At 60.8% G+C, this 23,950-nt stretch carries 22 protein-coding genes; 7 read left to right on the top strand and 15 right to left on the bottom strand.

Annotation, left to right across the window (positions count from 1 at the left end; genetic code table 11):
- Positions 1 to 131: 131 nt before the first annotated feature.
- Positions 132 to 785 carry a glutathione S-transferase family protein gene (locus OUZ49_RS05380; RefSeq protein WP_266148961.1) on the bottom strand — a complete coding sequence of 218 codons (654 nt, stop codon included), beginning with the start codon at positions 783 to 785 and terminating at the stop codon, positions 132 to 134.
- Positions 786 to 1,286: 501 nt separating this feature from the next.
- Positions 1,287 to 1,883, bottom strand: coding sequence for a peroxiredoxin-like family protein (locus tag OUZ49_RS05375; RefSeq protein WP_266148960.1), 597 nt, complete (start codon positions 1,881 to 1,883; stop codon positions 1,287 to 1,289).
- A 164-nt stretch (positions 1,884 to 2,047) separates the two neighbouring features.
- Between OUZ49_RS05375 and OUZ49_RS05370 the strand changes: the two genes are divergently transcribed.
- Positions 2,048 to 2,947: a LysR family transcriptional regulator gene (locus OUZ49_RS05370; RefSeq protein ID WP_266148959.1), complete on the top strand. Its 900-nt coding sequence runs from the start codon at positions 2,048 to 2,050 to the stop codon at positions 2,945 to 2,947.
- A 257-nt stretch (positions 2,948 to 3,204) separates the two neighbouring features.
- Here OUZ49_RS05370 and OUZ49_RS05365 read toward each other — a convergent pair whose 3' ends face one another.
- From OUZ49_RS05365 to OUZ49_RS05350, 4 genes are all read right to left on the bottom strand, one after another.
- The gene (locus tag OUZ49_RS05365) at positions 3,205 to 4,137 is read right to left on the bottom strand and encodes an alpha/beta fold hydrolase (RefSeq protein WP_266148958.1); all 933 of its coding nucleotides are present in this window, start codon (positions 4,135 to 4,137) and stop codon (positions 3,205 to 3,207) included.
- 344 nt (positions 4,138 to 4,481) lie between these two features.
- On the bottom strand, positions 4,482 to 5,474 hold the full coding sequence (locus tag OUZ49_RS05360; protein WP_266148957.1) for a zinc-dependent alcohol dehydrogenase family protein: 993 nt from the start codon (positions 5,472 to 5,474) through the stop codon (positions 4,482 to 4,484).
- A gap of 52 nt (positions 5,475 to 5,526) precedes the next feature.
- Positions 5,527 to 6,723 (bottom strand): alkene reductase, encoded by a 1,197-nt coding sequence (locus OUZ49_RS05355; RefSeq protein ID WP_266148956.1) that lies wholly within the window; start codon positions 6,721 to 6,723, stop codon positions 5,527 to 5,529.
- Positions 6,724 to 7,860: 1,137 nt separating this feature from the next.
- The gene (locus OUZ49_RS05350; RefSeq protein ID WP_266148955.1) at positions 7,861 to 8,457 is read right to left on the bottom strand and encodes a TetR/AcrR family transcriptional regulator; all 597 of its coding nucleotides are present in this window, start codon (positions 8,455 to 8,457) and stop codon (positions 7,861 to 7,863) included.
- 174 nt (positions 8,458 to 8,631) lie between these two features.
- On the opposite strand from OUZ49_RS05350, the gene OUZ49_RS05345 reads away from it, so the two are divergent.
- Genes OUZ49_RS05345 through OUZ49_RS05330 form a run of 4 tightly spaced genes read left to right on the top strand, consistent with a single transcriptional unit; the run spans position 8,632 to position 11,952 of the window.
- Positions 8,632 to 9,618 carry a zinc-dependent alcohol dehydrogenase family protein gene (locus OUZ49_RS05345; protein WP_266148954.1) on the top strand — a complete coding sequence of 329 codons (987 nt, stop codon included), beginning with the start codon at positions 8,632 to 8,634 and terminating at the stop codon, positions 9,616 to 9,618.
- A gap of 28 nt (positions 9,619 to 9,646) precedes the next feature.
- A complete protein-coding gene (locus OUZ49_RS05340; RefSeq protein WP_266148953.1) occupies positions 9,647 to 10,765 on the top strand; it encodes an alkene reductase in 1,119 nt (372 codons plus the stop codon).
- Between the two features lie 20 nt (positions 10,766 to 10,785).
- On the top strand, positions 10,786 to 11,187 hold the full coding sequence (locus OUZ49_RS05335; RefSeq protein ID WP_266148952.1) for a nuclear transport factor 2 family protein: 402 nt from the start codon (positions 10,786 to 10,788) through the stop codon (positions 11,185 to 11,187).
- A gap of 15 nt (positions 11,188 to 11,202) precedes the next feature.
- Complete coding sequence (locus OUZ49_RS05330; RefSeq protein ID WP_266148951.1) at positions 11,203 to 11,952, top strand: SDR family oxidoreductase; 750 nt, start codon at positions 11,203 to 11,205, stop codon at positions 11,950 to 11,952.
- A gap of 184 nt (positions 11,953 to 12,136) precedes the next feature.
- Here OUZ49_RS05330 and OUZ49_RS05325 read toward each other — a convergent pair whose 3' ends face one another.
- From OUZ49_RS05325 to OUZ49_RS05290, 8 genes are all read right to left on the bottom strand, one after another.
- Complete coding sequence (locus OUZ49_RS05325) at positions 12,137 to 12,742, bottom strand: response regulator (protein WP_266149386.1); 606 nt, start codon at positions 12,740 to 12,742, stop codon at positions 12,137 to 12,139.
- 212 nt (positions 12,743 to 12,954) lie between these two features.
- On the bottom strand, positions 12,955 to 13,257 hold the full coding sequence (locus OUZ49_RS05320) for a DUF2384 domain-containing protein (RefSeq protein ID WP_266148950.1): 303 nt from the start codon (positions 13,255 to 13,257) through the stop codon (positions 12,955 to 12,957).
- 44 nt (positions 13,258 to 13,301) lie between these two features.
- The gene (locus OUZ49_RS05315; RefSeq protein WP_266148949.1) at positions 13,302 to 13,715 is read right to left on the bottom strand and encodes a hypothetical protein; all 414 of its coding nucleotides are present in this window, start codon (positions 13,713 to 13,715) and stop codon (positions 13,302 to 13,304) included.
- Between the two features lie 24 nt (positions 13,716 to 13,739).
- Positions 13,740 to 15,275 carry an efflux transporter outer membrane subunit gene (locus OUZ49_RS05310; protein ID WP_266148948.1) on the bottom strand — a complete coding sequence of 512 codons (1,536 nt, stop codon included), beginning with the start codon at positions 15,273 to 15,275 and terminating at the stop codon, positions 13,740 to 13,742.
- Positions 15,276 to 15,286: 11 nt separating this feature from the next.
- Positions 15,287 to 18,475 (bottom strand): efflux RND transporter permease subunit, encoded by a 3,189-nt coding sequence (locus tag OUZ49_RS05305; protein WP_266148947.1) that lies wholly within the window; start codon positions 18,473 to 18,475, stop codon positions 15,287 to 15,289.
- A gap of 29 nt (positions 18,476 to 18,504) precedes the next feature.
- Positions 18,505 to 19,659, bottom strand: coding sequence for an efflux RND transporter periplasmic adaptor subunit (locus OUZ49_RS05300; protein ID WP_266148946.1), 1,155 nt, complete (start codon positions 19,657 to 19,659; stop codon positions 18,505 to 18,507).
- 156 nt (positions 19,660 to 19,815) lie between these two features.
- Entirely contained in the window at positions 19,816 to 20,226 is a 411-nt protein-coding gene (locus OUZ49_RS05295; RefSeq protein ID WP_266148945.1) for a tautomerase family protein, read from the bottom strand.
- A 45-nt stretch (positions 20,227 to 20,271) separates the two neighbouring features.
- Positions 20,272 to 20,715 (bottom strand): hypothetical protein, encoded by a 444-nt coding sequence (locus tag OUZ49_RS05290; RefSeq protein WP_266148944.1) that lies wholly within the window; start codon positions 20,713 to 20,715, stop codon positions 20,272 to 20,274.
- 339 nt (positions 20,716 to 21,054) lie between these two features.
- On the opposite strand from OUZ49_RS05290, the gene OUZ49_RS05285 reads away from it, so the two are divergent.
- Positions 21,055 to 21,867 carry a helix-turn-helix domain-containing protein gene (locus OUZ49_RS05285; RefSeq protein WP_266148943.1) on the top strand — a complete coding sequence of 271 codons (813 nt, stop codon included), beginning with the start codon at positions 21,055 to 21,057 and terminating at the stop codon, positions 21,865 to 21,867.
- 140 nt (positions 21,868 to 22,007) lie between these two features.
- On the opposite strand, the gene OUZ49_RS05280 is transcribed toward OUZ49_RS05285, so the two are convergent.
- Complete coding sequence (locus OUZ49_RS05280) at positions 22,008 to 22,907, bottom strand: LysR family transcriptional regulator (protein WP_266148942.1); 900 nt, start codon at positions 22,905 to 22,907, stop codon at positions 22,008 to 22,010.
- 169 nt (positions 22,908 to 23,076) lie between these two features.
- Between OUZ49_RS05280 and OUZ49_RS05275 the strand changes: the two genes are divergently transcribed.
- Entirely contained in the window at positions 23,077 to 23,931 is an 855-nt protein-coding gene (locus OUZ49_RS05275; protein ID WP_266148941.1) for an alpha/beta fold hydrolase, read from the top strand.
- The last annotated feature ends 19 nt before the right edge of the window (positions 23,932 to 23,950 follow it).

Genomic DNA, 23,950 nt, shown 5'->3' with positions numbered 1-23,950 from the left:
AACATAAGCTTTGTGGGCTCCTGGCCGCCCATCGCCTGCGGACTCCCCTTCGAGTCTCGACCCATGCCGCCGAAGGTGGCGCCACCCATCCAAATGACGGGGAGCGAATTGGCGAGACGGGCGCTAACCCTTCATTCCCCAAACGCGGCCATTCCCCACCTGACCCCAGGCCTTGCCTCGACCCTGGCATACCAGTCGGTGAGCAACGGAAAGTACTTCCAGTGCAGATCTTGCGGTACCGCATGGATCAGCGTGTATGCCGCGATGTCGGCAAGGCCAAAAGCTTCGCCCGCCATGTAAGGACCATACTCAAGAAAGGATTCACAGCGTTCGATGCGCTCGCTGGTCAGGGCCGTCATTGCCTTGGCCCCGTCTTGCACACCTTCCCGGTCGAGATAGCGGCCCGCATGACTGGGGGCGATCACGTCCGTAAGGAAGTAAAAGAAGCGCTCCAGCGCCCTCCTCTCGTCGCTGCGTTGCGCAGGCAAAAGCCGTCCCGGGGCGCTTGCAGCGGCGTCCATCATGATGGCGCTCCACTGACTGAGTGACCACACGACCTCCTGATCATTGTAAGCGGCTAGTACGGGAACCTCGGTAAGCGGATTTTGACCCAGAAATCGGTCTGCAATCGGGCCACTGCAGCCAGCGGTGAGTTTTGCCGCCTCAAACACAACACCGGCCTCCACGAGCGCAATCGCGGCTCGCTGACTGTTTTCCGTGCGAGCGCCGTAGAGTACAAGCCGCTCGCTCTTCGCGAGTACCTTCAGAGAGTCATCGAAGTTCATGGTCATTTGTGCGCGCTGAATGATGGAGCGGTGTGTATGTCGGAAGCGCGGGCGCCACTCGAAGCGTATCGAGCGCTAGAGGCGCGCATTCCTTCCCCTGCGGTTAGCCAAGGCCACGCCAGGCCATGCGTGCGGCCGCTTGTACAGTCGCGTTTCCCCAGAAGTGGGCGCTCCTGAACCCATGGGCATGCTTGCCTTGGCCGCACGCAACATTCGGATACGCGCTGCTCGCCCGATGGTTCGACAGTGCCAGAAGTTGCGAGGGAGCAATTGAGTGATTGCACCTTATTTGAAGATTTCGGCAGAATCGACGCCCTCGGCGTTCAAGCGAGCCTCGGCCCCTCGTTACGCGAACGGGGCGACGCGGGCGCCGTTCCGGCAACCAAGATGGTTGAGCATTGCGCTCAGTGAGTCTCCAAGCATCACCGACGGGCCACCCGTAGGTCGCCAATGCACGCCTGGGATCAGGTCAAGGAATCAAGCTGCTCCGCTTTTCCGCTCCTACCGAGGAGATGAAGTGCCTGGTTTCGGCGATCGAGGAACTGACAAGCGCCTGGCCTGCAGGGCGCGGAGAGCTTTCACGAGTGAGTCCACATCAAAGCCGTTGCGATAGTCGACATCCACATAGGCCAATGCAACGACTCCTTCATGGTCGATCAGATAAGTCGCGGGGATAGGGACCAGAAAGCTGTTGGCGGTCCGGGTGACCGGCGGTTGGTAGCCCAGCTCCTCGTAACGGGCTCGGAGTGTCAGCGGTAGTTCATAGGCCAATCCGAAAGCGCGCGACACCTTCAGATTTTCATCGATCAGCTCTGGCATCGGGAGGGGCAGGACGGGCGCCGCCGGTTTGCTCGGAGGTGCAATGGCCATTGCACTGGCTCCCAGGTCCTTGAATTGATCGTAGGCGCCCGCAAGATCGGCCAGGCCCCGCTCCCCGAACGAACACCATGCCCCGCGGAAGAAGTGCAGGATGACGGGACCCGCATCCAAAAGGCGGTCCAGCGACACGCCTTGGCCATGGGTGTCACGAAGCGCGAAAAGCGGCGCTCGCGCGCCGGCACGCAAGGCCTTGCTCGCTGCCTCGGACGAGGCGGCCATGGCTAGCTCGGCATCAGCATCGACCGCGTGCCGAGTCGACGAATCTGAGTTTGACGGGGGCATGGCCGGACGGACAGGCAAGGAAGGTGGATAGCACTCTATTCCTACCCTGCAGTCAGCAATAGGCGCAAAATTGCATAACGCTCATTCCACGGAGAGAAAGGATGGACCGACTGTCGGCGATAGAAATCTACATACGGGTCGTCGATACCGGTTCGTTCTCCGCAGCGGCCAGGCACTTTGATGTGGGCCAGCCCGCGGTATCCAAGGCCATTGCTCAACTGGAGGAATGGCTGGGAGTGAAGCTATTGCTCCGATCCACCCGGACCCTGACGCCGACCGAAGCTGGGCAGAACTTCTATCTGCGCGCCAAGAGAGCCATGGAGGAGACCGACGAAGCCGTGCAGGCGGCCCGGGGTACCGCAGCCGGTCTCACCGGACGCCTGCGAGTCTCTGCCGCTGTTTGCTTCGCCCGACTCCATATCGTTCCTCGCGTCGAAGCATTCCTTGAGTCCCATCCGAGCCTTGAGTTGGAACTGGTCCTGGACGATCGGAACATCGACCTGGTGAATGAAGGCATCGACCTGGCACTGAGAATGGGCGAACTCGCCGACTCCAATATGACGGCGAAACGAATCGGAGTGGCCCGCCGGCGGGTTGTCGCTACGCCGGAATACTTTGCCAAGTACGGAACACCACAGGTTCCCGCTGACCTGCTTGCGCACCGCGCGATTGTGTACACGCGGGACCTCAACGGTGGAGAACACTGGGTCTTTCGCAAAGGGACCGCGGAGATGTCAGTCAAGCTCTCCGGTCGCATGCGCATATCCGCGACAGAAGGTCTGCGCGCGGCGGTCTTTTCCGGCGCCGGCTTCGCCGTGGCGTCCGAGTGGGCATTCCAGCCAGAGCTCAAGTCAGGGGAAGTGGTGGCCGTACTTGATGACTGGGAGCTTCCAGCCATCCCGCTCTCAGCGCTCTATCCCACCGGTCGCTTAGCCAGCGCGAAGGCAAGGCAGTTCACCGCATTCGTGGAGGAATGCCTGGCGCCCGACTTCAATCTTTAGCTGAAAGATCTCTGGCGAGGTGCCCCGCGCGAGCCTGGCATGGCCCGGCCACCAGCGTCGACGCCATGACTCAGGGTCGCAACCCAGAGTCTGGTTCAGGTGCACTGGATCTATCGATCCGGAATTTGTCCGCCGCACTCGTAATCCTGATCGCCACAATGAAACGGCCCCAACCGGCTGCCATTCTTGGGCAGCCGGCTGAGGCACGGTTTAGCGACCGGGAACAGCCTAAGCGGCTGCCATTACCCGAAATCGATTCAGACGTCGGAGCCGCTGCGGGGCGGCAGCGCCGGGAACGGAAGGCGGGTTGCCTGCGCCCCGACATGCCCATCGCCCTGAAGCTCCCAGGTCAAGAACTGATCGGCCTGCTCCACGAACAACTCGGGGTATTGGTAAAACGAGCCATGGTTGGAGTCGGGATAGAGAATGAGCTGAGCGTTCGGCATGTACTGCTGCATCGTGTACGAATTGACCGTCGGTGCAATCACGTCGTTGCTGCCTTGGACGATTAGCGTCGGCTGATGAATACCCTTCAAGTAATCGAGAACGCCATCGAACTGCACGCCGTACTTGCCCAGCGCTTCGATTTGCGCCGGCGCCACTTTTTCATTCACTTCAGGGTCGCGGCCTTCGCGACGCTGATGCTTGCGCTTGAGAAATTCGAGACCTGCCGCCCGACTCGCCGGGGAGGGAGAAAAGTGAACCGCAAGCCAGAGGTGCTCGGCCGGCTCATACGTCGCGCCAAAGATCTCGGCCGCGGCCTTGGTCATGGGGGCGATGCCCTCACCGCCTCGAGGGCCCGTGCCAACGAGGATCAGGCGGCGAACCAGCTCAGGGGCCTGCAATGCAACCTCCTGAGCCACCATGCCGCCGATGGAAAAGCCAAGTACGTCGACCTTGTCCAGCGACAAGGCCTTGATAAAGGCGATGGTGTTTGCACCCATTTCCTGAATCGTGGTCGGCACTTCCCCAGAGCTGCTGGAGATACCCGCGTTGTTGAAGAGAATCACCTCGCGCCCCTGGGCAAGGCCATCGGTCACTGCCGGATCCCAATAGTCCATGGTTCCGGTGTAGTGCTGATTGAACACGAGAGGGATGCCGCCGCGCGCGCCGAAGCGGCGATAGGCAAAGCGAATGCCGTTTGCCTCGACATACTGAGTGGGGGCGGTTACGTGCGTATGGTTGGTCATTTTGGAAGTCCAGGTTTAATGAGGTTCCGGCTCCAGTGCGATCGACGCGACTTGCATCGAGCCTGGAGCGACAAAATCCGGGGTTAAGAAAGCGGCACAGGGAACCACGCCACTTGCAAGGAGCCTCGATGCGCCACGATGAGCCGCAGTGCGGCACGGTCATCGGATTTACGTTGGCGCCCACAGGGCCGGCCCAGCGATGGCTTCGTCGGATTGCCCGACCGTTCGCGTAGTTTTCTCGGCGACAAACTGCTTCAAAAGGCGCGAAATCGACCGGAAGTCTTTCGAGACAGGGTTGAGCCATGCGGAACCGCCCGGCAAAGCGCCGGGCGGTTCCTTCGTGCTTACAGGGTCACGACAATCTTGCCGAACTGGCCATTCTTCTCGAGGTAGCGATGCGCCTCGACCATGTCTTCGAACTTGAACTGGCGGTCGATGATAGGCGTCAGCGCGCCGCTAGCCAGGCCCTTCGACACGAACTCGATAGCCGCGTTACGACGGCCGGCATCGCCGCTGGTGATCCAGATGTTGTGAGCCCTCACCGTAAGATTCTTGGCGATCATGTCCAGCACCGGAAGCGCCGTGGGCTCCTTCTCGTCCAACAAGCCGTAGATGAAGGCAATTCCCTGAAACGGCAGCAACGACACCAGTTTGCTGAAGCTCGCGCCGCCCACCGGATCGAAGATGACGCGCGGGCCGTTACCCTCGGTGATCTTCAGAATCTCGGAGGCGAAGTCCTGCTCCTCGGTGACAATGACATGCGTGGCGCCCACTTCAAGCAGCTGCTTCTTCTTGGCATTGGTGCGGGTCAACGCAATCACAGACGCTCCGGCGAGCCGGGCAACCTGGATCGCCGCCAGGCCGACGCTGCTCGACGCGGCAGGAATCACCACGAAGTCGCCCTTCCCGACCTTTGCGTCTTCAATGAGCGCGCCGTAAGCGGTCACGAACATCATCCAGACCGAAGCGGCCTCGGCGAAGCCCAGGGTCTTCGGGTGCTTGATCACCGCGTAATCGGGCACCAGGATCTCATCGCCATAGGTGTGGTAATCGTTCTGCGAGAACGACGGCATCACACTGACCGTGTCACCAACGGCAATGCCCTTCACTTCGCGGCCGACCGCGTCCACGATGCCGGACGCTTCGTAGCCGAGGCCTGCCGGAAACTTCACCGGCTCGATGTACTCGTCGCGCCGCCACATCGATTCGGCGCGGTTGAGGCCGATCGCCTTGACCTTGATTCTGACTTCGTTTGCGCCCGGGGTGGCGACAGGCGCTTCGCTGATCTCAAGTACTTCGGGGCCACCGGCCCGAGCGAACTGGAAGGTGCGTGACATTTTAGGATCTCCTAAGGGGTGCTTTGTCTGATGATGCGAATTGCGACGCCGATCAAGCGATCACGGCGTCTTTCTTGGCCTGTGACTCTTGGTGGGTCGGAAAGTCGGAGTAGTTCTCTTCTGAGCCGCCCCAGAACGCATCACGTACGTACGGAGTCAGCGGCAGCCCGTGCTGCAGGCGGTACGCGAGATCCGGGTTCGACGAAAAGTGGCGACCAAAGGCGACCAGGTCGGCATCACCCGCCGCCACGATGGCGTTCGCACTATCACCGTCAAAGCCACCAGCGGCGATGATCGAGCCGGAAAAGAACGGTCGCAGGGACTTGGATGCCACCGGCGGGTGGCCCTCATGCAGAGTGCTGTCGCCCTTGATGCGGGGCTCGATAACGTGCAGATAGGCAACCTTGTAGCTGTCGAGCACCTTGGCGACGTGACTGAACGTCGCGTCCGGATTGCTATCGGAGATGCCACCCCACTCGCCTGACGGTGATACGCGCACACCCACGCGGTCCGCGCCCCACACCGAGATGAGTGCCTCAGTCGCCTCGCGAAGGAAGCGCACGCGCCTTTCGATCGGACCACCGTATGCGTCCGTACGCGTGTTCGTGCCGTCCTGAATGAACTGGTCGACCAGGTAGCCGTTGGCGCCGTGCAATTCCACGCCGTCGAATCCAGCATCCTTGGCGCGCTGGGCGGCGATGCGGAAGTCCTCGATGATTCCAGGGATTTCGTCGATTTCGAGCGCTCGATGCGGCGACGCCGGCACCCAGCCATCCTTCGTGAGTGCTACGCCTTCGAACGGCACCACCGACGGTGCCAGCGGCGTGGCGCCACCGGTCATGTCAACATGCGACTGGCGGCCGCCGTGGATAAGCTGCATGAAGGCTCGGCCGCCCTTCGCATGCACCGCGTCGGCAACAGCCTTCCAGCCATCCATTTGACCGTCGTGGTAGAAACTGGCGGCGCCAAAGTACGAACGCGCGGTCAATGAAATGCTCGTGCCTTCGATGATCACGAGGCCGCCATCGGATGAACGCTGACCGTAGAAGTCCGCCATCATCGGGCTCGGAATATCACCGGGCTGAATCGTGCGCAGACGCGTCATCGGGGCCAGCACAACGCGATGGGAGAGCGGATAGGCGCCGACTTGGGTGGGGGTAAACAAGTTAGCCATGATCTTTCCTCGGAATGTGGAATGAGCTTCGAAAAATCGGCGCCCTGCGGACGTCTCGAGGAAGAAGTTATCCATTCTTATCCGACTCCAGAAGACGCTGAATTGGATGGCGCTCATTCCAAAAATGGATGAATCAACCTGTCCCGCCAGCGCGGTGCGAGCGCCGGCACCAAGCGAAGGACGAGTCGCCACGGTAAAGATAGAGGGCGGGCATCGAATGCGATTGAAGGATTACAGGCGCTTTTGTGTATTTCGGTTTTCGCCTGGTCCGATGCGACGACCATCCATGCACGGCGCGCCGGCGGCCCAGCAGCCACCGACGCTCGCGTGGTACGGGAGCGCGAGATGCCGACGCAAGAAGAACTGACGCGTAGCGCCTCCGATAGCGGGCGCTCGCTTTGCGTGTCCATGGCGAAACGTAGGTGGTAACGCGGCAGGATTCGACAAGACATCGCTGCGATGGACATGGTTATGTTGTGACGTGGCGCGAGCAGTGCGTCTTCGTGGCCCGCCTGTCAACGCTGCCTGCCCGATCATCCCTGAATGGAATAACCACCATCCCAGAATGCGCCTTCTAACCGTCGTCATTGGCGCTCAAGATCGCCGCCCTGATCGCTTCGCTAGCCGGCGCCAATCAACACATTGAAGGCTCGGCGATCTTGCACGCACGCCTTCAAGACCGGTCAGCGTGCTGCCGCACAGGCCCTTCGCTCAACAGCGATGCCATGCGACTGCGATCGGCTGCCAAAGCGAGACCCACCCATGCAACGCCAAATGCCAAAGCCAAAAGTTGGATCGACCACTCCCAACGACGTGTCGGAGCGCCCTTGTCATGAGTCAAGGCGCCACTTCCGGGATCGACGTGCCGGAAACCTGCGTTTTGCGATCTTCATGCTGGTGATTTTCGCCATGGCTTGCGGCCTGACGTTCAGAAGCGAAGCCGCGCCGACGCGGCCCACGCCTCAGGCAAGCATGGATGGCTCAAGTTGTGCAGAACGGTCGGGAGCCGACCTCTTGAGCGAAGTCCACTTGCATGGCGCTGCCGCGCGACTGAGAGCGAACGGGGTATTGCTGGGATCGGATCAGACCAGACCAGCCGTCATGACGTGGTGGAGATCTGTCGGCAACGCGTGTCCCGCGCTTCCGTCGGTTGCCCTTCCCCGCGTTACTGTGCATCCGATGCGTATGTCAGCCCAGGTGAAGCCTTCCGCCCTACTTTCCCTTGACTGCAGCGAGCAGGTTCGCGCGCGCGTCCCGGAGAATTTCGTCGGCCAGTTCGGGGGCGGAATCGACGACCGCGCGCGATAGCAATACGGCTCCTACCATCTGGCTGAACGCCGCAACGGCCTTTTTGCGTCTGTCGTTGGCGTCGACACCATCAACGATGTCGGCGAGCTGCTCGAAGTTATGCGCCAGTCCCTTGGCGTAGGTCTCCCGGGCGTCTTTGCCCATGCGTCGCACATCGCCCGCAAATACCGTCAAGGGACAGCCGGCTTCGATATTGGCTCGGTGATCGGGAGACAGGTACCACTCGACTTGTCTTGCCATCGGATCGGCCGCAGCCGCTTGCGATGCGGAAATGGCGGCATCCAGCTCCTGACCACCCTGCTCAATCGCCTTTTCCATCACCGCTGCGACCAGCGCGTCCTTGGATTTGAAGTGGTTATAGAAGCCGCCTTGAGTGAATCCCGCCGCTTTCGTCAGCTCGGTCAAGCCCACGGCGTCCACGCCCCGGGCGCGGAAAAGCCCTTCCGCAGCGGCCACGATGGATCTTTTGTTTTCAATGGCTTGCTGCTTAGTCACGCCCATCCCATCACTCCTTTCCGAAACGACCTTTCATCTGTTCCTTGCACAAACAATGGTGACTACCATTGACATTGGCTCGCGCCACCTCCATGCTGACTAAATCGATGGTGAACACCATTGTCATTTCAGTCTAGCGCAAGTCCGGCTCGGGTGCAGCCGGTACTTAGAGGAGCCGCGATGCGTACCGTACGAATTCGTTCTTGGGGTGGACCCGAAGTGCTACGCCTCGAAGAGCACCCGCCCGAAGAGCCCGGGCCCGCGGAAGTGCGTCTTCGCGTCCGCGCCATTGGAATCAACCGCACCGAAGTCACCTTGCGTTCCGGCCGCGCGGCCACCAGCCCGGCATTACCCTCCAAGATCGGTTTTGAAGCGGTTGGCGAAATCGACGCGCTGGGCCCCGAGGTCAGCGGCTTCGCCATCGGCGAGCGCGTCGCTGTCATTCCCGCCTTCCCGGCCGCGCAGTACGGATTGTACGGTGAACTGTCACTGGCACCCGCGCGTTCCCTGGTGCGCATACCCGAAGGCGTGACCGATGTCGATGCCGCATCCACCTGGGTAGCCTTTGGCACGGCGTGGGCTGGCCTGATCGATCGCGGTCGACTCAGCGCAGGGCAAACCGTGCTGGTTACTGCCGCGTCCAGCAGCGTAGGACTTGCGGCCCTGCAGATCGCCAAATCGGTGGGGGCACGCGTTATCGCGGCGACGAGCAGTCCTTCCAAGGCCGCGGCTCTGCAAGCGCACGGCGCCGACGCTGTCGTCGTCACATCGACGCACGGCCTAAAAGCCGCGGTGTTCAAATTCACCAGGGACAAAGGCGTTGACCTCGTATTCGATGCCATCGGCGGCCCGCTGTTCGCCATCTTGAGCGAGCTGGCTGCTCCGCAGGGCACCCTCGTCCTCTACGGCGCCTTGAGCCAACAAGTGGCACTGCTGTCACCGCTTGCCGTGCTCAGTGAAGAGCTGACGATTCGCGGGCTCTCGCTGACAAAGACAACCCGTGACGACACCAAGCTGGCCGCACTGAAAGCGTTTGTCGACGGCGGGTTCGAACGCGGATTGTTCAAGACGACGCTGGCCAAAACCTTCACGCTCGACGACATCGTTGGTGCTCACCGCTATATGGAAGCAGGTGAGCACGTGGGAAAGATCGTCGTCACCGTTTGATCCCATCCAGACCGGGCCCACTCCTTCAATGAACAAGCATTCTTATCCGTCCCTGCTTTCTCCCACGACCATGGGAGCGCTCCCCCTTCCCAATCGCGTGGTGATGGCGCCTTTGACCCGCATGCGCGCCACGAGTTCGAACCAGGTGCCCACCAAGCTGCAGGCGCGCTACTACGCGCAACGTGCCTCAGCGGGCTTGATTATCGGCGAGTGCACGGCCATCAGCCCCGATGGATTCGGATGGGCAGACACGCCGGGCCTGTGGAGCGCCGACCAGGTGCGCGGCTGGCGCGTGGTTACCGACGCCGTACACGAAGCCGGCGGTCGCATCGTTGCCCAACTCTGGCATACCGGCGCGATGTCACACCCGGATTTTTTCAACGGCGTACCACCCATGTCGGCGTCGGACATCAACCCCGAACAGCAGAGCGTGACGCCACTCGGCCACAAGCCAACGGTGACGCCACGACCCATGAGCAAGCAAGACATCCGGGATACCGTGCGTGATTACGGTCGGGCTGCCCGCAATGCCATGGAAGCGGGCTTTGACGGTGTCCAGCTGCAAGCCAACTACCTGTATCTCATCGCGCAGTTTCTCGCCCGCGGTACCAATAAGCGGACCGACGAATACGGTGGCTCCGTCGAGAATCGCGCGCGACTGCTGTTTGAGTCGCTGGAAAGCATCCTCCGCGAAGTCGACGCCACGCGCGTGGGTATCAAGGTCGGACCGATGCATTTGAGCGGTCCGCTCGCGGCCGACGAAGAGACACTTCCCACCGCTGAGTACGTCATCAACCGACTGAACGATTATGACCTGTCGCACCTGTTGCTCATGGGTACGAATACGGACGTCACGGGCAGCCCCATTGAGCATCTCGCCGGCGTCGCCATGTTTGAGCATTTTCGCAAGCTATACCGGGGCACCCTGATTGCCAATGTCGACATGGATGCGCGGCGCGCGGAAAGGTTGATCGCCACGGGCCTAGCCGACCTGGTCGCGTTTGGCCGCCCTTATATCGCCAACCCCGACCTGGTGGAGCGACTTGCTGCAGACGCTTCGCTGAACGATGTCGACTGGAGCACCGTGTATGCCTCCGGACCGAATGGTTACGTCGACTATCCCGCGTTGGAACGCGCGCCAGCTTGACCCTTTCTAGGGAGAAAATCATGCCGAAGACCACCCCCGCACAAAACAAGACGATCGTACTCAAAGCCTTCGATACGCTGTTTAACCGGCGTGACTACGATACGGCTTCCATGTTCTGGTCAGACCGTTACATACAGCACAGCGCACACATCGAGCCAGGGCGCGAGGGGCTATTCAATCTGATCCGCAGCCTGCCCCGCGAACTGCGTTACGAGCCAGGCCTGGTCGTGGCCCAGGACGACTACGTCATCCTGCACGGTCGATTCTCCGGCCATGGCCGCGCCGCCGCATGGATCGCCGCAGACATTGTGCGCATCGAGAACGGCCTGTTGGCCGAGCACTGGGACGTATTGCAGGACGAGGCCACGCAAGCCGAATCCAAGAGCGGTCGCCCCATGTTTGGCGATCACTTTCCCTCGTAATCTGGAGCGAACACCATGAAACTTACTGGCAATACCATTTTCATCACCGGCGGTGGCTCGGGTATCGGGCGCGGCCTGGCTGAGGCACTGCACAAGCGTGGCAACAAGGTGATCATCGCCGGCCGACGGCTTGATCGACTGCGGGAAACGACGGGCGCCAACCCAGGCATGCTGGCCGTTGAATTGGACATTTCAAGTCCGCAAAGCATCGAAACCGTAGCCCGTCAGCTGATCTCTGATCATCCCGACCTCAATGTCCTCATCAACAATGCAGGCATCATGCTGCCGGACGGCGCCGATGGCGTCGTTGATGATGCCATCCTGACGTCGACCGTCACCACCAACCTTCTCGGGCCGGTGCGCATGACCTCGGCACTCATTGAGCACCTGAAGTCCAAAGAGGGGGCCGTGATTGCCAACGTGACATCGGTGCTTGGCTTCGTACCCTTGGCACTGGCCGCGGTCTACAGCGCGACGAAGGCAGCGCTTCACTCCTACACGCTGTCACAGCGCTATTTGCTGAAGCACGCAGGCGTGTCGCTTATCGAAATCGCGCCTCCCTGGGTACGAACCGAGCTGATGAACAGCAGCGAGGAAGAGCGAGCCATGCCGCTCGATGAATTCATTGCCGGCGCCATGGAACAGCTGGGTTCGGGCGTCAATGAAGTCCTGGTTGGACAGGCACCCGACATGCGAGCCAATCCGGGCCCTAACGAACATGCCTGGGTCAACCAGTTCAACGATCTGTTCGCCAATCCCGGTTAACTGCGTTGACTCTCCTGTATGGGTGCCTTGCAGCCTCGGCACCCAAGGTGGGCCGGTCAATCAGTGACCCGTCGCACGTCATGGGCGATGGAATCGTTCGGGCCAGTGAGTTGTCGCGCTAACAGACGGAGCCGGAAGCTGACTTGCAGGGCCGCCAACGAAGGTGCCCGCAAAGACACACAACTCAGGAGTCGATAAAGCCGCGCCGCTGGGCAATGGTGACCGCATGCGTGCGATCCGAAGCACCCAACTTGAGCAGGATGTTCTTCATATACGTCTTCACTGTGTCTTCCGAGAGAAACAGCGATTCGGCAATGAGGCGATTGGACATGCCTTCCTTGACGAGACGGAGGAGGCTCAATTCTCGGACCGTAAGGACCGCCCTGCCTTGGTTCGCGGCCAACTCATCACTGATTTCCGCCGCGATCACTTGCTGCCCATGCGCCGCCGCCCGGATCGCCGCGACGATCTCGTCTTTCCTGGCAGACTTGAGAAGATACGACGTCGCGCCCAGCGTAAGGGCTTGCGTGACCCGCGCATCGCCCGGATAGATGGTAAAGACCACGATGGACGCGTCGGGCTTCAACTTTCGGATGGCGGTCAAGGCCTGCAGCCCATCAACGTGCGGCATCTGCAGGTCGAGCAAGGTAACGTCGGGCCGCAGCGCTTCGAACAATTCGATCGCCTGCGCACCGTCCACAGCCTCGCCCGCGACTTGCATGTCGGTCTCAAGTTCGATGGTCGCCCGCAAACCATCCCGCATCATCGGATGATCGTCGACCACAAGCACCTGAATCAGGGTCTGGCTTACCAAGGCGGCGCACTCGAAAGTAATCACTCCAGGAACTGCACGGCGGGCTTGGCGAATACGGATACCGCCGGCCACGGCCGCGGCTGCCCCCTCCGTTTCATATTGCACCATGTTGAGGAGCTGGTGTCACGGAGAGTGTGGAGGAGCGATGTGATGCCATTGGGAGTGCGCCTCAGTCCCAACTACCTGGGCTAACCCCTTTCCCAGGACAACGCCCCATTCGGATCGGCGCTGGCGAGCACATCCCATAGAACATCCACGTCGCCCTGTGCGAGGGCCTCATAAGCAGTCCGTCCCTCGAGAAAACGGTGCGTGACGCACATCCAGCATGCGGCGCGTCGCCGGTCGCCGAACTGCACCAGGAGAATATCGGCGACTTCAGGGTCGTGCTCCTCGAGCACCGCGAACGCCTCTTTCATGGCCACTTTTCGCATCTCATCGATTCGGGCCAGATCTTGAACAACCAATTCAAAGGCTTTGCTTTTAGGCCTCATGCTTTATCTTCCCGAAGGTGCAAGTCGTTTCTTGGCGTGGTAACTCATCGATTGGCTTCGACAAAGAGCACATACGCGGGCTCTTTCGCTCCCGGGGTGCCATCCAACTTGGGCTCAAGCCCAGACGCTTGGCACCAACTGGCAAAGTTTTGCCAGATGGGGTGGTAAGGGTGCTCGGCTGAACGCACATCAAAGTCGCTCTTCCAGCGAAAAGTCTGAAGTGTGGCGGCGACCTTTTCGTGGCACCCACGGCCGATAGAAATAGGACGCGGCAGAACACCCGACAGAATGGCCGTGGCAAACGACAACGCCGCGTCGCGGAAAAACAGCTCGATCAGCGTGAGGTCCTCCACGGCACAAGGCCCTTTTGCGTGCGCACGCCGGTGAAGCTCCTCACTTTCCGCCGACGCAGGTCGAGCCTGCAATGCGATTAACAACGCTCCCAGCGAAGTACTCATGCGCCCTCTCCTCGCGTTCGGTGATTAGTTGCTTGATGCCGCAACGAACAGCGGTCCGTTGATCTGGGCGGAACCGGGGTGCGCTTTGTCCTGGATCGTTGAGACCTGACTCGTTACGCCCCACCCTCCTCCCAACGCCCGGATCAGTTGCACCGTGGAAGTGGCTTGCTCCCCTTGCAGCTGGATCGCGCGCCGCCTGGTTTCAAGCAGGGTCCTCTCGGTCTCGATCACATCAAGATAGCTAACCTGGCCATCGTCATATTGCGTTCGTGAAAGCTGCGCTGCGCGAGACGACGCCTGCACCGCCGCCTCCTCGACCTGGGTTTGGTCGTGGAGAATGCGAACGTTCGCCAGGCCGTCCTCCACTTCGCGAAACGCGACCAGCACCGTTTGACGATAGATGGCAACATCTTCCTCATACTGGGCCTTCGCGTGGACAAGATTCCCCCGCCGCTGACCGCCGTCGAAGAGCGGCCCAACCAGAGGGGTGCCGACAAGTGGACCTAACAAGAACGTCCTGTTGGACCAGTTGAACAGGTTGCTCAGTGAGCTCGACTCGTAGCCACCTGTTCCTGTCAGCGTGAGCGACGGAAAAAATGCCGAGCGCGCGACGCCGATCCGAGCATTCGCGGCAGCCATGGCACGCTCGGCAGCCGCGATATCCGGTCGTCGCTCCAGCAATGCCGATGGCATGTCTGCAGGGATGGAAACGCTGATGGGTACCAGCGGATCGGCAGACATAGTGAGCTGAGCCGGTGCCTGGCCCAACAATACAGCGAGCGCATGTTCGGTGGTGGCGCGTTCACGGGCCAAGGTCATGGCGTCCGAGCGGGCGGTCTCCACTTCCGTCCTGGCCTGTGCCACATCCAGCTCGCTGACATCGCCCGCATCATATCGATGCTGTACGAAGTCCAATTGTGCCTTCCGAAGATCTACCGTTCGCTCGACTACGGCAATCTCGGCATCCAGTTCACGCAGCAGGAAATAGGTCTGGGCCACATCGGCCTGCAGCGCCAGTTGGGCCGACCTCAGCAGCGCTTCAGTTTGCTGGGTATCAGCAGCCGCGGCATGGTTCGTGGAAGCGATTCGGCCAAACAGGTCCAGCTCGTAGGACACGGCGATTTGCGCACGCCACACGGTCTGTGGCGAAGGATTGGAGCCAGGAGTGACACCTAAGGAATCAGGGCCCTCAAGCTGCCGGGAAGGCCCAAACCCCGCTCCCAGCTGGGGAAACCACTGCGAATGGGCAACCCGCTGCAGACCGCGGGCCTCACTGACCCGCGCGGCAGCCGCCTTCACATCCTGGTTGGCGCTGGCGGCCTGTGTTTCGAGCGCGTTCAATCGTTCATCGCCAAACACCTGCCACCATTGCCCGCGCGCTTGATTCTCGGCGGGAATCGCTGGCTGCCAACTGCCCGTTTCCTCGGGGGTCCTGACAGACAACTCCTTGTACGGGCCCGCGGAGGCGCTTTCTGGCACGTGATAGGACGGCTCCAGGCTGCAGCCACCTGTAACGCACACCGCAGCAGCAAGCGCATAGCGCAGAGTTTGGCTCGTCATGATTGCACCTCTTATAGGCCCGCTTCTTCAAAGCCAAGGACTCGCGGGTTATGCCCGTGCTTGTCCACGATCAACTTGCCGCCGGCCAGGGTGCGTAGCAGTACGTAGAACACCGGCGTGAGCATGAGGCCAAACAGAGTGACGCCCAGCATGCCGAAGAACACCGCCACGCCCATGGCGCGGCGTGTTTCTGCGCCCGCGCCGCTTGAAAGAACGAGCGGCAAAACACCCATCACAAAGGCGATCGATGTCATCAGGATCGGGCGAAGACGCAAGCGACTCGCCTCCACTGCAGCGGCGACAATGCTTCGGCCCTGGATTTCCAACTCGCGGGCAAACTCGACGATCAGAATGGCGTTCTTCGAGGCCAACCCGACGAGTATCATCAAGCCGACCTGAGTAAATATGTTGTTGTCGCCTTGGGTGAGCCACACACCCAATAACGCGCACAACAAGCTCATGGGTACGATCAGGATCACGGCCAGCGGTAAGACCAGGCTCTCGTAGAGTGCGGCCAAGGTCAGAAAGACCAGCAGCACGCTGATGGGAAAAACGATCAGTGAGGCGTTGCCAACCAGCATTTGCTGGTAAGCCAGGTCGGTCCATTCGAGCTTGAACCCCCGGGGTAGTGTTTCCGCGGCGATGCGCTGAATCGCCGCTTGCGCCTGGCCTGTGGAGTAGCCTGGAGCCGGGCCGCCGCTGACATCTGCCGCCGTGAATCCGTTATACCGAACCACGGTCTCAGGGCCGTATGTCTGCGAGACGTCGACCAGTGAAGAAAGCGGAATCATTTCTCCGGCGGCGTTTCGCGTTTTCAGCAGCCCGATATCCTCGGCCTTGGCGCGATAGGCCGAGTCCGCTTGCACCCGAACCTGGTAGACGCGGCCGAATCGGTTGAAGTCATTGACGTATTGAGATCCAAGATAGATCTGCAAGGTACTGAAGACGTCGGTGACGGAAACGCCAAGCTGCTTCGCCCGGAGCCGGTCGAGGTCGACCTGGAGCTGCGGCACGTTGATCTGGTAGGCGGAGAACGTGGGTCCCAGCTCCGGCGTCGCTGCCGCCTTCTTCAGAAACGCCTGGAGGACGTCGTTGAGCGCCGCATAGCCCTGGGCAGCCTGGTCTTCGATCTGGAACTTGAAGCCACCAAGATTGCCAAGCCCGAGGATCGGAGGTGGCGGGAATACCGCTACGTACGCTCCCTTGATGCCGGCGTACTTCTCATTGAGGGCCTTGGCGATCGCCGCGGCTGTCTGTGCCTCACCGTGTCGTTCCTCGAACGGCAACAACTTGATAAAGACAACGGCGGCGCTCGACGAGTTGTTGAAGCCGTTGATGGACATGCCCGGGTGCTGTACGGCACCTTCCACGCCGGGCATCTTGATGGCTATGGCGCCCATTTCGCGCACGATCTCCTCAGTTCGATCGAGCGACGAGCCGTTTGGTAGCTGCACCACGGAGATGAGATATTCCTTGTCCTGCGCGGGAATGAAGCCACCAGGCACGATACGGGCCATGAGTAGAGCGCCGGCGAGCAATACCAGGTAGATCGCGACCATGCGTCCCTTGTGGGCGATGACGCGCTCCACGCCGCGGCCGTACGATTCGGAGCTGCGATGGAACACCCGGTTGAAACGTGTGAAGAATGGACCCAGCCAACGATCCATCCATCGAGTCAGCGCGTCCTTGGGCTCGTTGTGACCTTTCAGGAGTAGTGCCGCGAGCGCTGGCGACAACGTGAGTGAATTGAACGCCGATATCACCGTGGATATGGCAATCGTCATGGCGAATTGCTTGTAAAACTGGCCGGTCAAGCCCGACATAAAGGCCAGTGGAACGAAGACCGCCACCAGGGTCAGGGCGATCGCGATGATGGGGCCACTCACCTCTCGCATCGCCTGATGGGTGGCATCCCGTGCCGGCAGGCCGGACTGAATGTTTCGCTCGACGTTCTCAACGACCACGATGGCATCGTCGACCACAATGCCGATGGCCAGCACCATGCCGAACAACGACAAGGTGTTGACAGAATAGCCAAGCAGTAGCAGCAGGGCGAAGGTTCCGACGATGGAAACAGGAACCGCGATGAGCGGGATGAGCGAGGCGCGCCAGGTCTGCAGGAACACGATGACAACCAGCACGACCAGCGAAATGGCCTCCAGTAGCGTGTGTATGACAGCGTGAATGCTCGATCGTACGAAGCGCGTTGGGTCGTAGATGATGGTGTAGTCAACGCCGGGCGGCATATCCTTTTTTAGCTCGGCCATCTCGGCACGAATGGCATCGGATATCTGGAGCGAGTTGGCGCCTGGCAATTGAAATATCCATATGGCCACCGCTTCCTTGTTGCTTAGCAGCGCCCTGGACCCGAATTCGGCCTGGCCAAGCTCCACCCGTGCGACGTCCTTCAGATAAGTCGTGGCACCGCCGTTGGTCTTGAGGATGATGTTTCGAAAGTCATCTTCCGACTGGAGACGACCATGCGTATTGATGCTCAACTGCAGCGGGGCCTTGCCGTCCATGGGCGATTGACCAATCAATCCGGCCGCGACCTGCACGTTTTGTTCGCGGATGGCAGTGACCACATCGGCGGCCGTCAGCGACTTCTCGGAGAGCTTGTTGGGGTCTATCCATACGCGCATGGCGTAGTCGCCTGAGCCTTGCAATTGCACCTGGCCAACGCCTTCGATGCGTTCAAGCCGCTCCTTGACGTTGATCAGTGCATAGTTCCTCAAATAGGCCTGGTCGTATCGCGCATCCGGAGAAATGAGGTGCACGACCATCGTAAGCGTGGGCGAGGATTTGAGTGTGGTAACGCCAAGCTGCTGAACATCGGGAGGGAGCCGCGGCAGCGCCTGGTTGACGCGGTTCTGGACGAGTTGCTGGGCTTTGTCGGGATCGACACCCAGACGGAAAGTCACCGTGAGCGTCAGGTTACCGTCGCTGCTGGCCTGCGATTGCATGTACAACATGCCCTCGACGCCATTGATCTGCTCCTCGAGCGGCGCAGCCACCGTATCGGCAATGACCTTCGGATTCGCACCAGGGTAGCTGGCCTGCACGATCACCGACGGCGGTATCACCTCGGGATACTCAGAGACGGGAAGCATGTAGAGAGCAATGAGTCCTGTCAGCAAGATAAGCGTCGACAGGACCCCTGCAAAGATGGGCCGATCAATAAAGAACTTGGAGATATCCATCGCAAAGCGTCCCGGTCAGGTGTACATCATTAATCGGTGGAACTTTCCCCAGCCATCGGAACGTCTTTCGGCCGAATCTCGTCGCCGGGATGAATGCGTTGGAAGCCACTGACGACAATGCGCTCGCCCGGCTGGAGCCCAGAGACCACCTGCCTCAAGCCTGCACTCTCGGCTCCCGGTACAATCGCCCGGTACTGCGCGTGATTGCCCGCATCGACCACGTAAACGAATTTTCTGGCCTGGTCGGTGGAAATCGACTTTTCGTCGATCAAGACCGCCGGGTGCGGCAAACCGCCCTGGACCTGCACGCGCGCGAATAGGCCAGGGACCAGGGCCCCGTCGAGGTTCTCGAAAATGGCGCGGACCCGAATGGTTCCCGACGCCGCGCTCAGCTGGTTGTCGACAAAGAAGAGCTTGCCAAGCCGGGAATAGCCGGTCTCGTTGGCAAGGCCGAGCCGCACTTCAATGTCACGACCTTCGCGGTGCGCGATGAAGCCCAGGTATGTTTGCTCGTCGACGTCGAACTCGGCGTAGATGGGCGAAATCGACACCAGGCTCGTGAGTGCCGGAGAGCTGGTTCCTGCCGAGACGATGTTACCGACAGTGAACTCGGTCCGGGACATCCGACCACTGACCGGCGCCGTAATGTGGGTGTACTCCAGGTTGACACGCGCGCGCTCTGCGGCCGCTTCAGCGGCCTTCCGTTTGGCCGCCGCCGACGCCAGATCGTCCGCCTTCTCATCGTAGTCACGCCGCGACATCGCATTGTTGGCGATAAGCTTCTTGGCCCGCTCAAAGTCATCCTGGGCGAATTTCTCCGAGGCCTTGGCGGACTGTACGTCCGCGAGGGCCTGGTCCAGGGAGGCCTGGTAAGGCCGCGGATCTATCAGGAAAAGCGGGTCTCCCTTTTTGACCTGCTGACCATCGCGAAAGTAGATGGCTTCAATGGTGCCGGGCACCAGTGCGTGAATCTCGACATGGTCTACGGCCTGCAGGCGACCCGAGTAACTTTGCCATTCGGTCACCTTCCGATTCAGCACGGTCGCGACGTCCGCTTCCACCGGCGGCGGCGCGACCGCTGCCACGGCCGCGTGCGTACGGCTGACGTGCATCAACAAAAGACCGCCGCCACCCAGAACAACCACCACGCCGATGATCAGACGAGTTTTGTTCTTCCGTTTCATATGCCACCCACCTTAGTGCTGCGCTAGAGGCCCATTGCCGAGGAGATGCCGGCGACCTGAGATGTGGATGGATCTTGTCGATAAGCTGGGTCCGGTTCTTGTTCAAGAAGCGAGCAATTGTTGATTCCATCCACGGACATCAGCGCGACGGAGCATTCACCTCGCGGCGTGCCCCACGCTGAGCTCCCCGGTCAGGAATTGCGCCCGCCCAAGGCCAAAGCTCCAGTCCTCGTCCTGGTTGGTCGTGATGCTTATCACCGTATCTTCAGCTGCGACGCCGCAGTACCTCTGAAGTCGATCTGATACGAGCCGGTAGAACCGCACCTTGGCTTCTCTTGGGCGGGGGCGGCTGGTCACACTTATCACCACGACCGCGGTGGAGCGCGCATACCCCAGCCCCGTGTCCTCCACGTATATCGTGTCCGCCCGGTGTTGATGCACGAGCTGATATCGGTCGCGCAACGGCACCCCGAAAGCCTCAACCATGGCCAGGTGGATCTGATCGCAGAGGGCTTGAAGTTCACTGGTCGAACGACCCTCAAGTACGTCGATTCGAATGAGTGGCATTGCCTCATCTCCGTTTGGGAATGTTCGCGAAGGGGATGTCTCCTCCTAGCCCCTGCAGCCAACCAGTACATCCAGCAGGAAGCCGATCACCTGCCCGCCCTGGCCGACCTCGATGAGGTCGGTCGCCGTCAGCCCGCCGAATTCCGCGATGGCCTCGTTACGCATCCAGTTCTCGCCCGCCTGCGTAGTGCCTTCTATCTCCTTCGCGATAGCCAACGCGATCCGCCAGATGGAATCCGTCTGCTGCTCCGGAATCGCATCGCTCACCGACTTTCGCACTTTGATCAGAATTTCGCCTTTCCTGCTCGTGGGAAAACCAATAGGTGCAAAACCGCCTATGCGTCGATGCGGTGAGTTCATGGCCGGCGCTCCCTTGATGACGTGCAAAGTGTCTGGGCATCGCAACTCAATCGATTGCACGGACGAGCTGAATTGGAAGATTTCTTCCTCAATCGCTTCCCGATGAAGCGAGGCATCGATTGGGGTCAACGATGCGAAACCTCACCACCGGGTAGGAATCGTGTTGTCCTCTGCTTGAGGTCTGCAGGCGACCTTGCCCATCGTCGCGACTGCACCCGGGATGATTCACAGGGGGAACCGCCGTAGCGAGACCGGGCTTTCACGCAAAAAAACTCACTTTCGGGTGGTTTAGAAGCACATCCGTTCCGTTGCACTATCCACCCGGGAGCTGAGCAGGTCGCGTCGTCCGATAATCTTGGGAGTACCGACATGTTGCGTGGTGCGTTTGGTGAGCAGTTGGGCCGCTCCTTTAGTCTAGGAAGCCCTCCGACCCTGGTCAGGCAGACGCCTGGAGGTCTGCCTGTCGCCGTGACCGAGATCCAGTTCGAGCAGCGCGCTCCGGGCTTTACCCTTCCCATGGCCAGCGAAGAGGCGTACCTCATCGGCCTGCAACTTCGAGACGTGAGCCATCACGAAATGTGGCTGGGTGGGCGGCTCATCAGCAGCGGCGCCTGGGCCAAAGGGGCCACGACTTTCTTCGATCTCGCGCAGCATCCCGTTTTCTACTGCGAGGAGCCGCTGCATCAGTTGACGTTCTATGCACCCAAGCGAGCCATCGCCGAAGTGTGTGAGCACTTCGATCCACGCGATTCCGAACTCAATGTTGCTCCAGGCGAGGCGTTTCGCGACGAAACCATTCGTTACATCGGTGAGGCGCTTCTTCCCTATCTCCGCGACAGCGATAGCGCGCGCGTGGTCGATCACTTGCTGTACGCCCTTTGCGGGCACGTCGCTGAACGCTATGGCTCAAAGAAGCTTGCGCGCAGCCGCCACGCATCGGGCGGACTCGCTCCTTGGCAGCAGCGCCGCGCGCGCGAGCTGCTACGGGAATCCATGGCCGATGGCGTCAGCCTCCAGGATGTCGCCGAGGCTTGCCGCCTCTCACCCAGTGCGTTTGTCAAAGGCTTCAAGAAAAGCGTAGGTGTTCCGCCCTACCAGTGGCTGCTCGCGCAACGCATCGAACGGTCGATCGAGCTGATGCAGTCGACGTCGCTATCTCTCGTGGACATTGCTCTTGCGTGTGGCTTTTCCGATCAAAGCCATTTCACGCGCATGTTTGCGCAGAAGATGGGGGTCAGCCCCGGCGCCTATCGGCGCGCCTGGCCAACCAAGGCGGCGTGATTCCCCTGCTTGCGTCGCGCCGACCCGCCGGCTTCGGCCGGCGTACGCGCGCAACCCTCGCGATGGATTGGAGATTCCTGCAGCCAGCGCGTGCAAGACCCGCCACCGTCCACGCGGCGAGCATCGCCAAACGAGACTGGTCAAACCTCCGTCTTTCCGACCCGGGCAACCAGCTCATCCAGGTGCGAGAGAAATAGATGAAGAATGGGCGACTGGTTCGATGGGCTATACCCCACCACGAGATCGACCATGGGCGGGGCGCCGGCCAGTGGCCGACTGACCACGGACCAGGGCATGAGCGGTTCGATGTACGACGGAATCAGCGCCACGCCCCGAGTGGAAGCCACCAGCGACATGACCATTGCAGGGTTGTCGACGGACTGGGCTGGCGTCACTGCGGCGCCCTCGTTGGCAAGATACTCATCGATAACGGAGCGCAGCACTTTCGCCTTGTTGGCCATCGCGATAAACGGCAGGCCCTCGAGGTCTTTCGGGTGGATGCTGGAGCGGCTAGCCAAAGGGTGGTCGCTCGGCATCAAGACAATTACTGGTTCTCGCGACACGCGCCGATAGGCCAGGTCCATGTCGGGCTCGGCGCGCATGAAGGCGACATCCAATCGTCCGCGAGCGAGCGCTTCCGCAAGATCCGGCGAGTAGTCGCTGGATACCGTCACGTCGATATTCGGCAGTTCGGCTCGCAGGACACGCATGGCTTCCGGAAGCCATGTCATCTCCTGCCCCGTCAAGAAGCCCAAAGAAAAGCGCTGCTTCGCCGGTTGTGCCGCTCGGCGCGCCGCTTCGACCGCGGCATCGACCTGGTGCAGTGCCAGGCGGGCATGATCGAGAAAAGCCTTCCCGGCTTCCGTCAGCACCACGCCTCGGGAGCTGCGGCTCAACAAAGGTGTACCGACCTGATCCTCAAGGTCCTTTATCTGGCGACTGAGCGACGGTTGCGAGGTATAGAGCCTGCGCTCCGCAGCCACCGTCAGGCTGCCGGTTTCCGCGATGGCGACGAAATACCGGAGATGGCGAAGCTCCACGACCGCTCCTATAGGCATGCCTTTCAGGCATGGCCCCAAGCCTACAAAGTCTTTTGCAAAAGCGCCATAGGAGCCTAGATTTCGCTCCGTAGCAAGTTCGATGGCCTTGGAGCGATGCCTACGAGGCCTTTCCAAATCAACCAGCTCATCCCTCCGGGAGACCGAAATCATGACCACCCACACCCATCAGACCGCCCCCACCCAGTTCGTCGAAGCCAACGGCGTTCGCTTCGCTTATCGCCGCTTTGGCAAGGCCGGTGGCGTGCCTCTGCTCTTCAACATGCACTTCACCGGCACCATTGACCACTGGGACCCGGCCGTAACCGACGGCCTGGCAAGCGGCCGCGAAGTCATCTTGTTCGACAACGCAGGCATTGGTGGCAGCTCCGGCGACGTGCCCACCTCCATCGAAGGCATGGCCGCTAACGCTGCCGCTTTCGTGAAGGCGCTGGGCCTGTCGCAGGTCGACGTGCTGGGCTTCTCGCTCGGCGGCCTGGTGGCGCAGGCGCTGACCCAGGCCGAGCCCCAACTGGTGCGCAAGCTCGTGCTGGTAGGTACCGGCCCGCGCAGCGGCGAAGGCATGGACTCACTGACGCCCGAAGCGCAGGTGATCTTCGGTGCCACGTATGACGAACCTGACCATCTTTGGTTGAAGGTGTTCTTTACCGACTCGGAAGCCAGTCAGCGAGCCGGCCGCGCCTTCCTCAAGCGCTTCCGCGCACGTACGCAGGATCGTGATCCCGAGTCCAACGAGAAGGTGGCTCCCGCGCAGCTTGAGGCCTTGGGCAAGTGGGGCGCGCCGCAGCCGAACGCCTACGACTATCTCAAGACGATCACGCAGCCGACATTGATCCTCAACGGCCATAACGACGTGATCATATACACGATCAACTCGTACATCCTGTTTCAGAACCTGCCGAACGCCCAGCTGATTCTTTATCCGGACGGCAACCACGGCGCGCAATACCAGTACCCGGAGCGCTTCGCACTCCACGTGGGTCACTTCCTCGACGAAAAGGTCTGATTTCGACCCGACGATTCCT

The sequence above is a fragment of the Dyella halodurans genome (assembly GCF_026283925.1).
GTDB lineage: Bacteria > Pseudomonadota > Gammaproteobacteria > Xanthomonadales > Rhodanobacteraceae > Dyella > Dyella halodurans.
Note: the sequence above shows the minus strand (reverse complement) of the source record. Positions and strands in the feature narration are given on the sequence as shown.

Coding starts and splice junctions, on each gene's coding strand:
- OUZ49_RS05305 (WP_266148947.1), bottom strand. CDS start 18,475: ATGGATATCTCCAAGTTCTTTATTGATCGGCCCATCTTTGCAGGGGTC.
- OUZ49_RS05340 (WP_266148953.1), top strand. CDS start 9,647: ATGAACAAGCATTCTTATCCGTCCCTGCTTTCTCCCACGACCATGGGA.
- OUZ49_RS05330 (WP_266148951.1), top strand. CDS start 11,203: ATGAAACTTACTGGCAATACCATTTTCATCACCGGCGGTGGCTCGGGT.
- OUZ49_RS05375 (WP_266148960.1), bottom strand. CDS start 1,883: ATGGCCGCCTCGTCCGAGGCAGCGAGCAAGGCCTTGCGTGCCGGCGCG.
- OUZ49_RS05310 (WP_266148948.1), bottom strand. CDS start 15,275: ATGACGAGCCAAACTCTGCGCTATGCGCTTGCTGCTGCGGTGTGCGTT.
- OUZ49_RS05380 (WP_266148961.1), bottom strand. CDS start 785: ATGAACTTCGATGACTCTCTGAAGGTACTCGCGAAGAGCGAGCGGCTT.
- OUZ49_RS05320 (WP_266148950.1), bottom strand. CDS start 13,257: ATGAGGCCTAAAAGCAAAGCCTTTGAATTGGTTGTTCAAGATCTGGCC.
- OUZ49_RS05300 (WP_266148946.1), bottom strand. CDS start 19,659: ATGAAACGGAAGAACAAAACTCGTCTGATCATCGGCGTGGTGGTTGTT.
- OUZ49_RS05350 (WP_266148955.1), bottom strand. CDS start 8,457: ATGGGCGTGACTAAGCAGCAAGCCATTGAAAACAAAAGATCCATCGTG.
- OUZ49_RS05370 (WP_266148959.1), top strand. CDS start 2,048: ATGGACCGACTGTCGGCGATAGAAATCTACATACGGGTCGTCGATACC.
- OUZ49_RS05345 (WP_266148954.1), top strand. CDS start 8,632: ATGCGTACCGTACGAATTCGTTCTTGGGGTGGACCCGAAGTGCTACGC.
- OUZ49_RS05275 (WP_266148941.1), top strand. CDS start 23,077: ATGACCACCCACACCCATCAGACCGCCCCCACCCAGTTCGTCGAAGCC.
- OUZ49_RS05355 (WP_266148956.1), bottom strand. CDS start 6,723: ATGGATAACTTCTTCCTCGAGACGTCCGCAGGGCGCCGATTTTTCGAA.
- OUZ49_RS05315 (WP_266148949.1), bottom strand. CDS start 13,715: ATGAGTACTTCGCTGGGAGCGTTGTTAATCGCATTGCAGGCTCGACCT.
- OUZ49_RS05360 (WP_266148957.1), bottom strand. CDS start 5,474: ATGTCACGCACCTTCCAGTTCGCTCGGGCCGGTGGCCCCGAAGTACTT.
- OUZ49_RS05335 (WP_266148952.1), top strand. CDS start 10,786: ATGCCGAAGACCACCCCCGCACAAAACAAGACGATCGTACTCAAAGCC.
- OUZ49_RS05365 (WP_266148958.1), bottom strand. CDS start 4,137: ATGACCAACCATACGCACGTAACCGCCCCCACTCAGTATGTCGAGGCA.
- OUZ49_RS05295 (WP_266148945.1), bottom strand. CDS start 20,226: ATGCCACTCATTCGAATCGACGTACTTGAGGGTCGTTCGACCAGTGAA.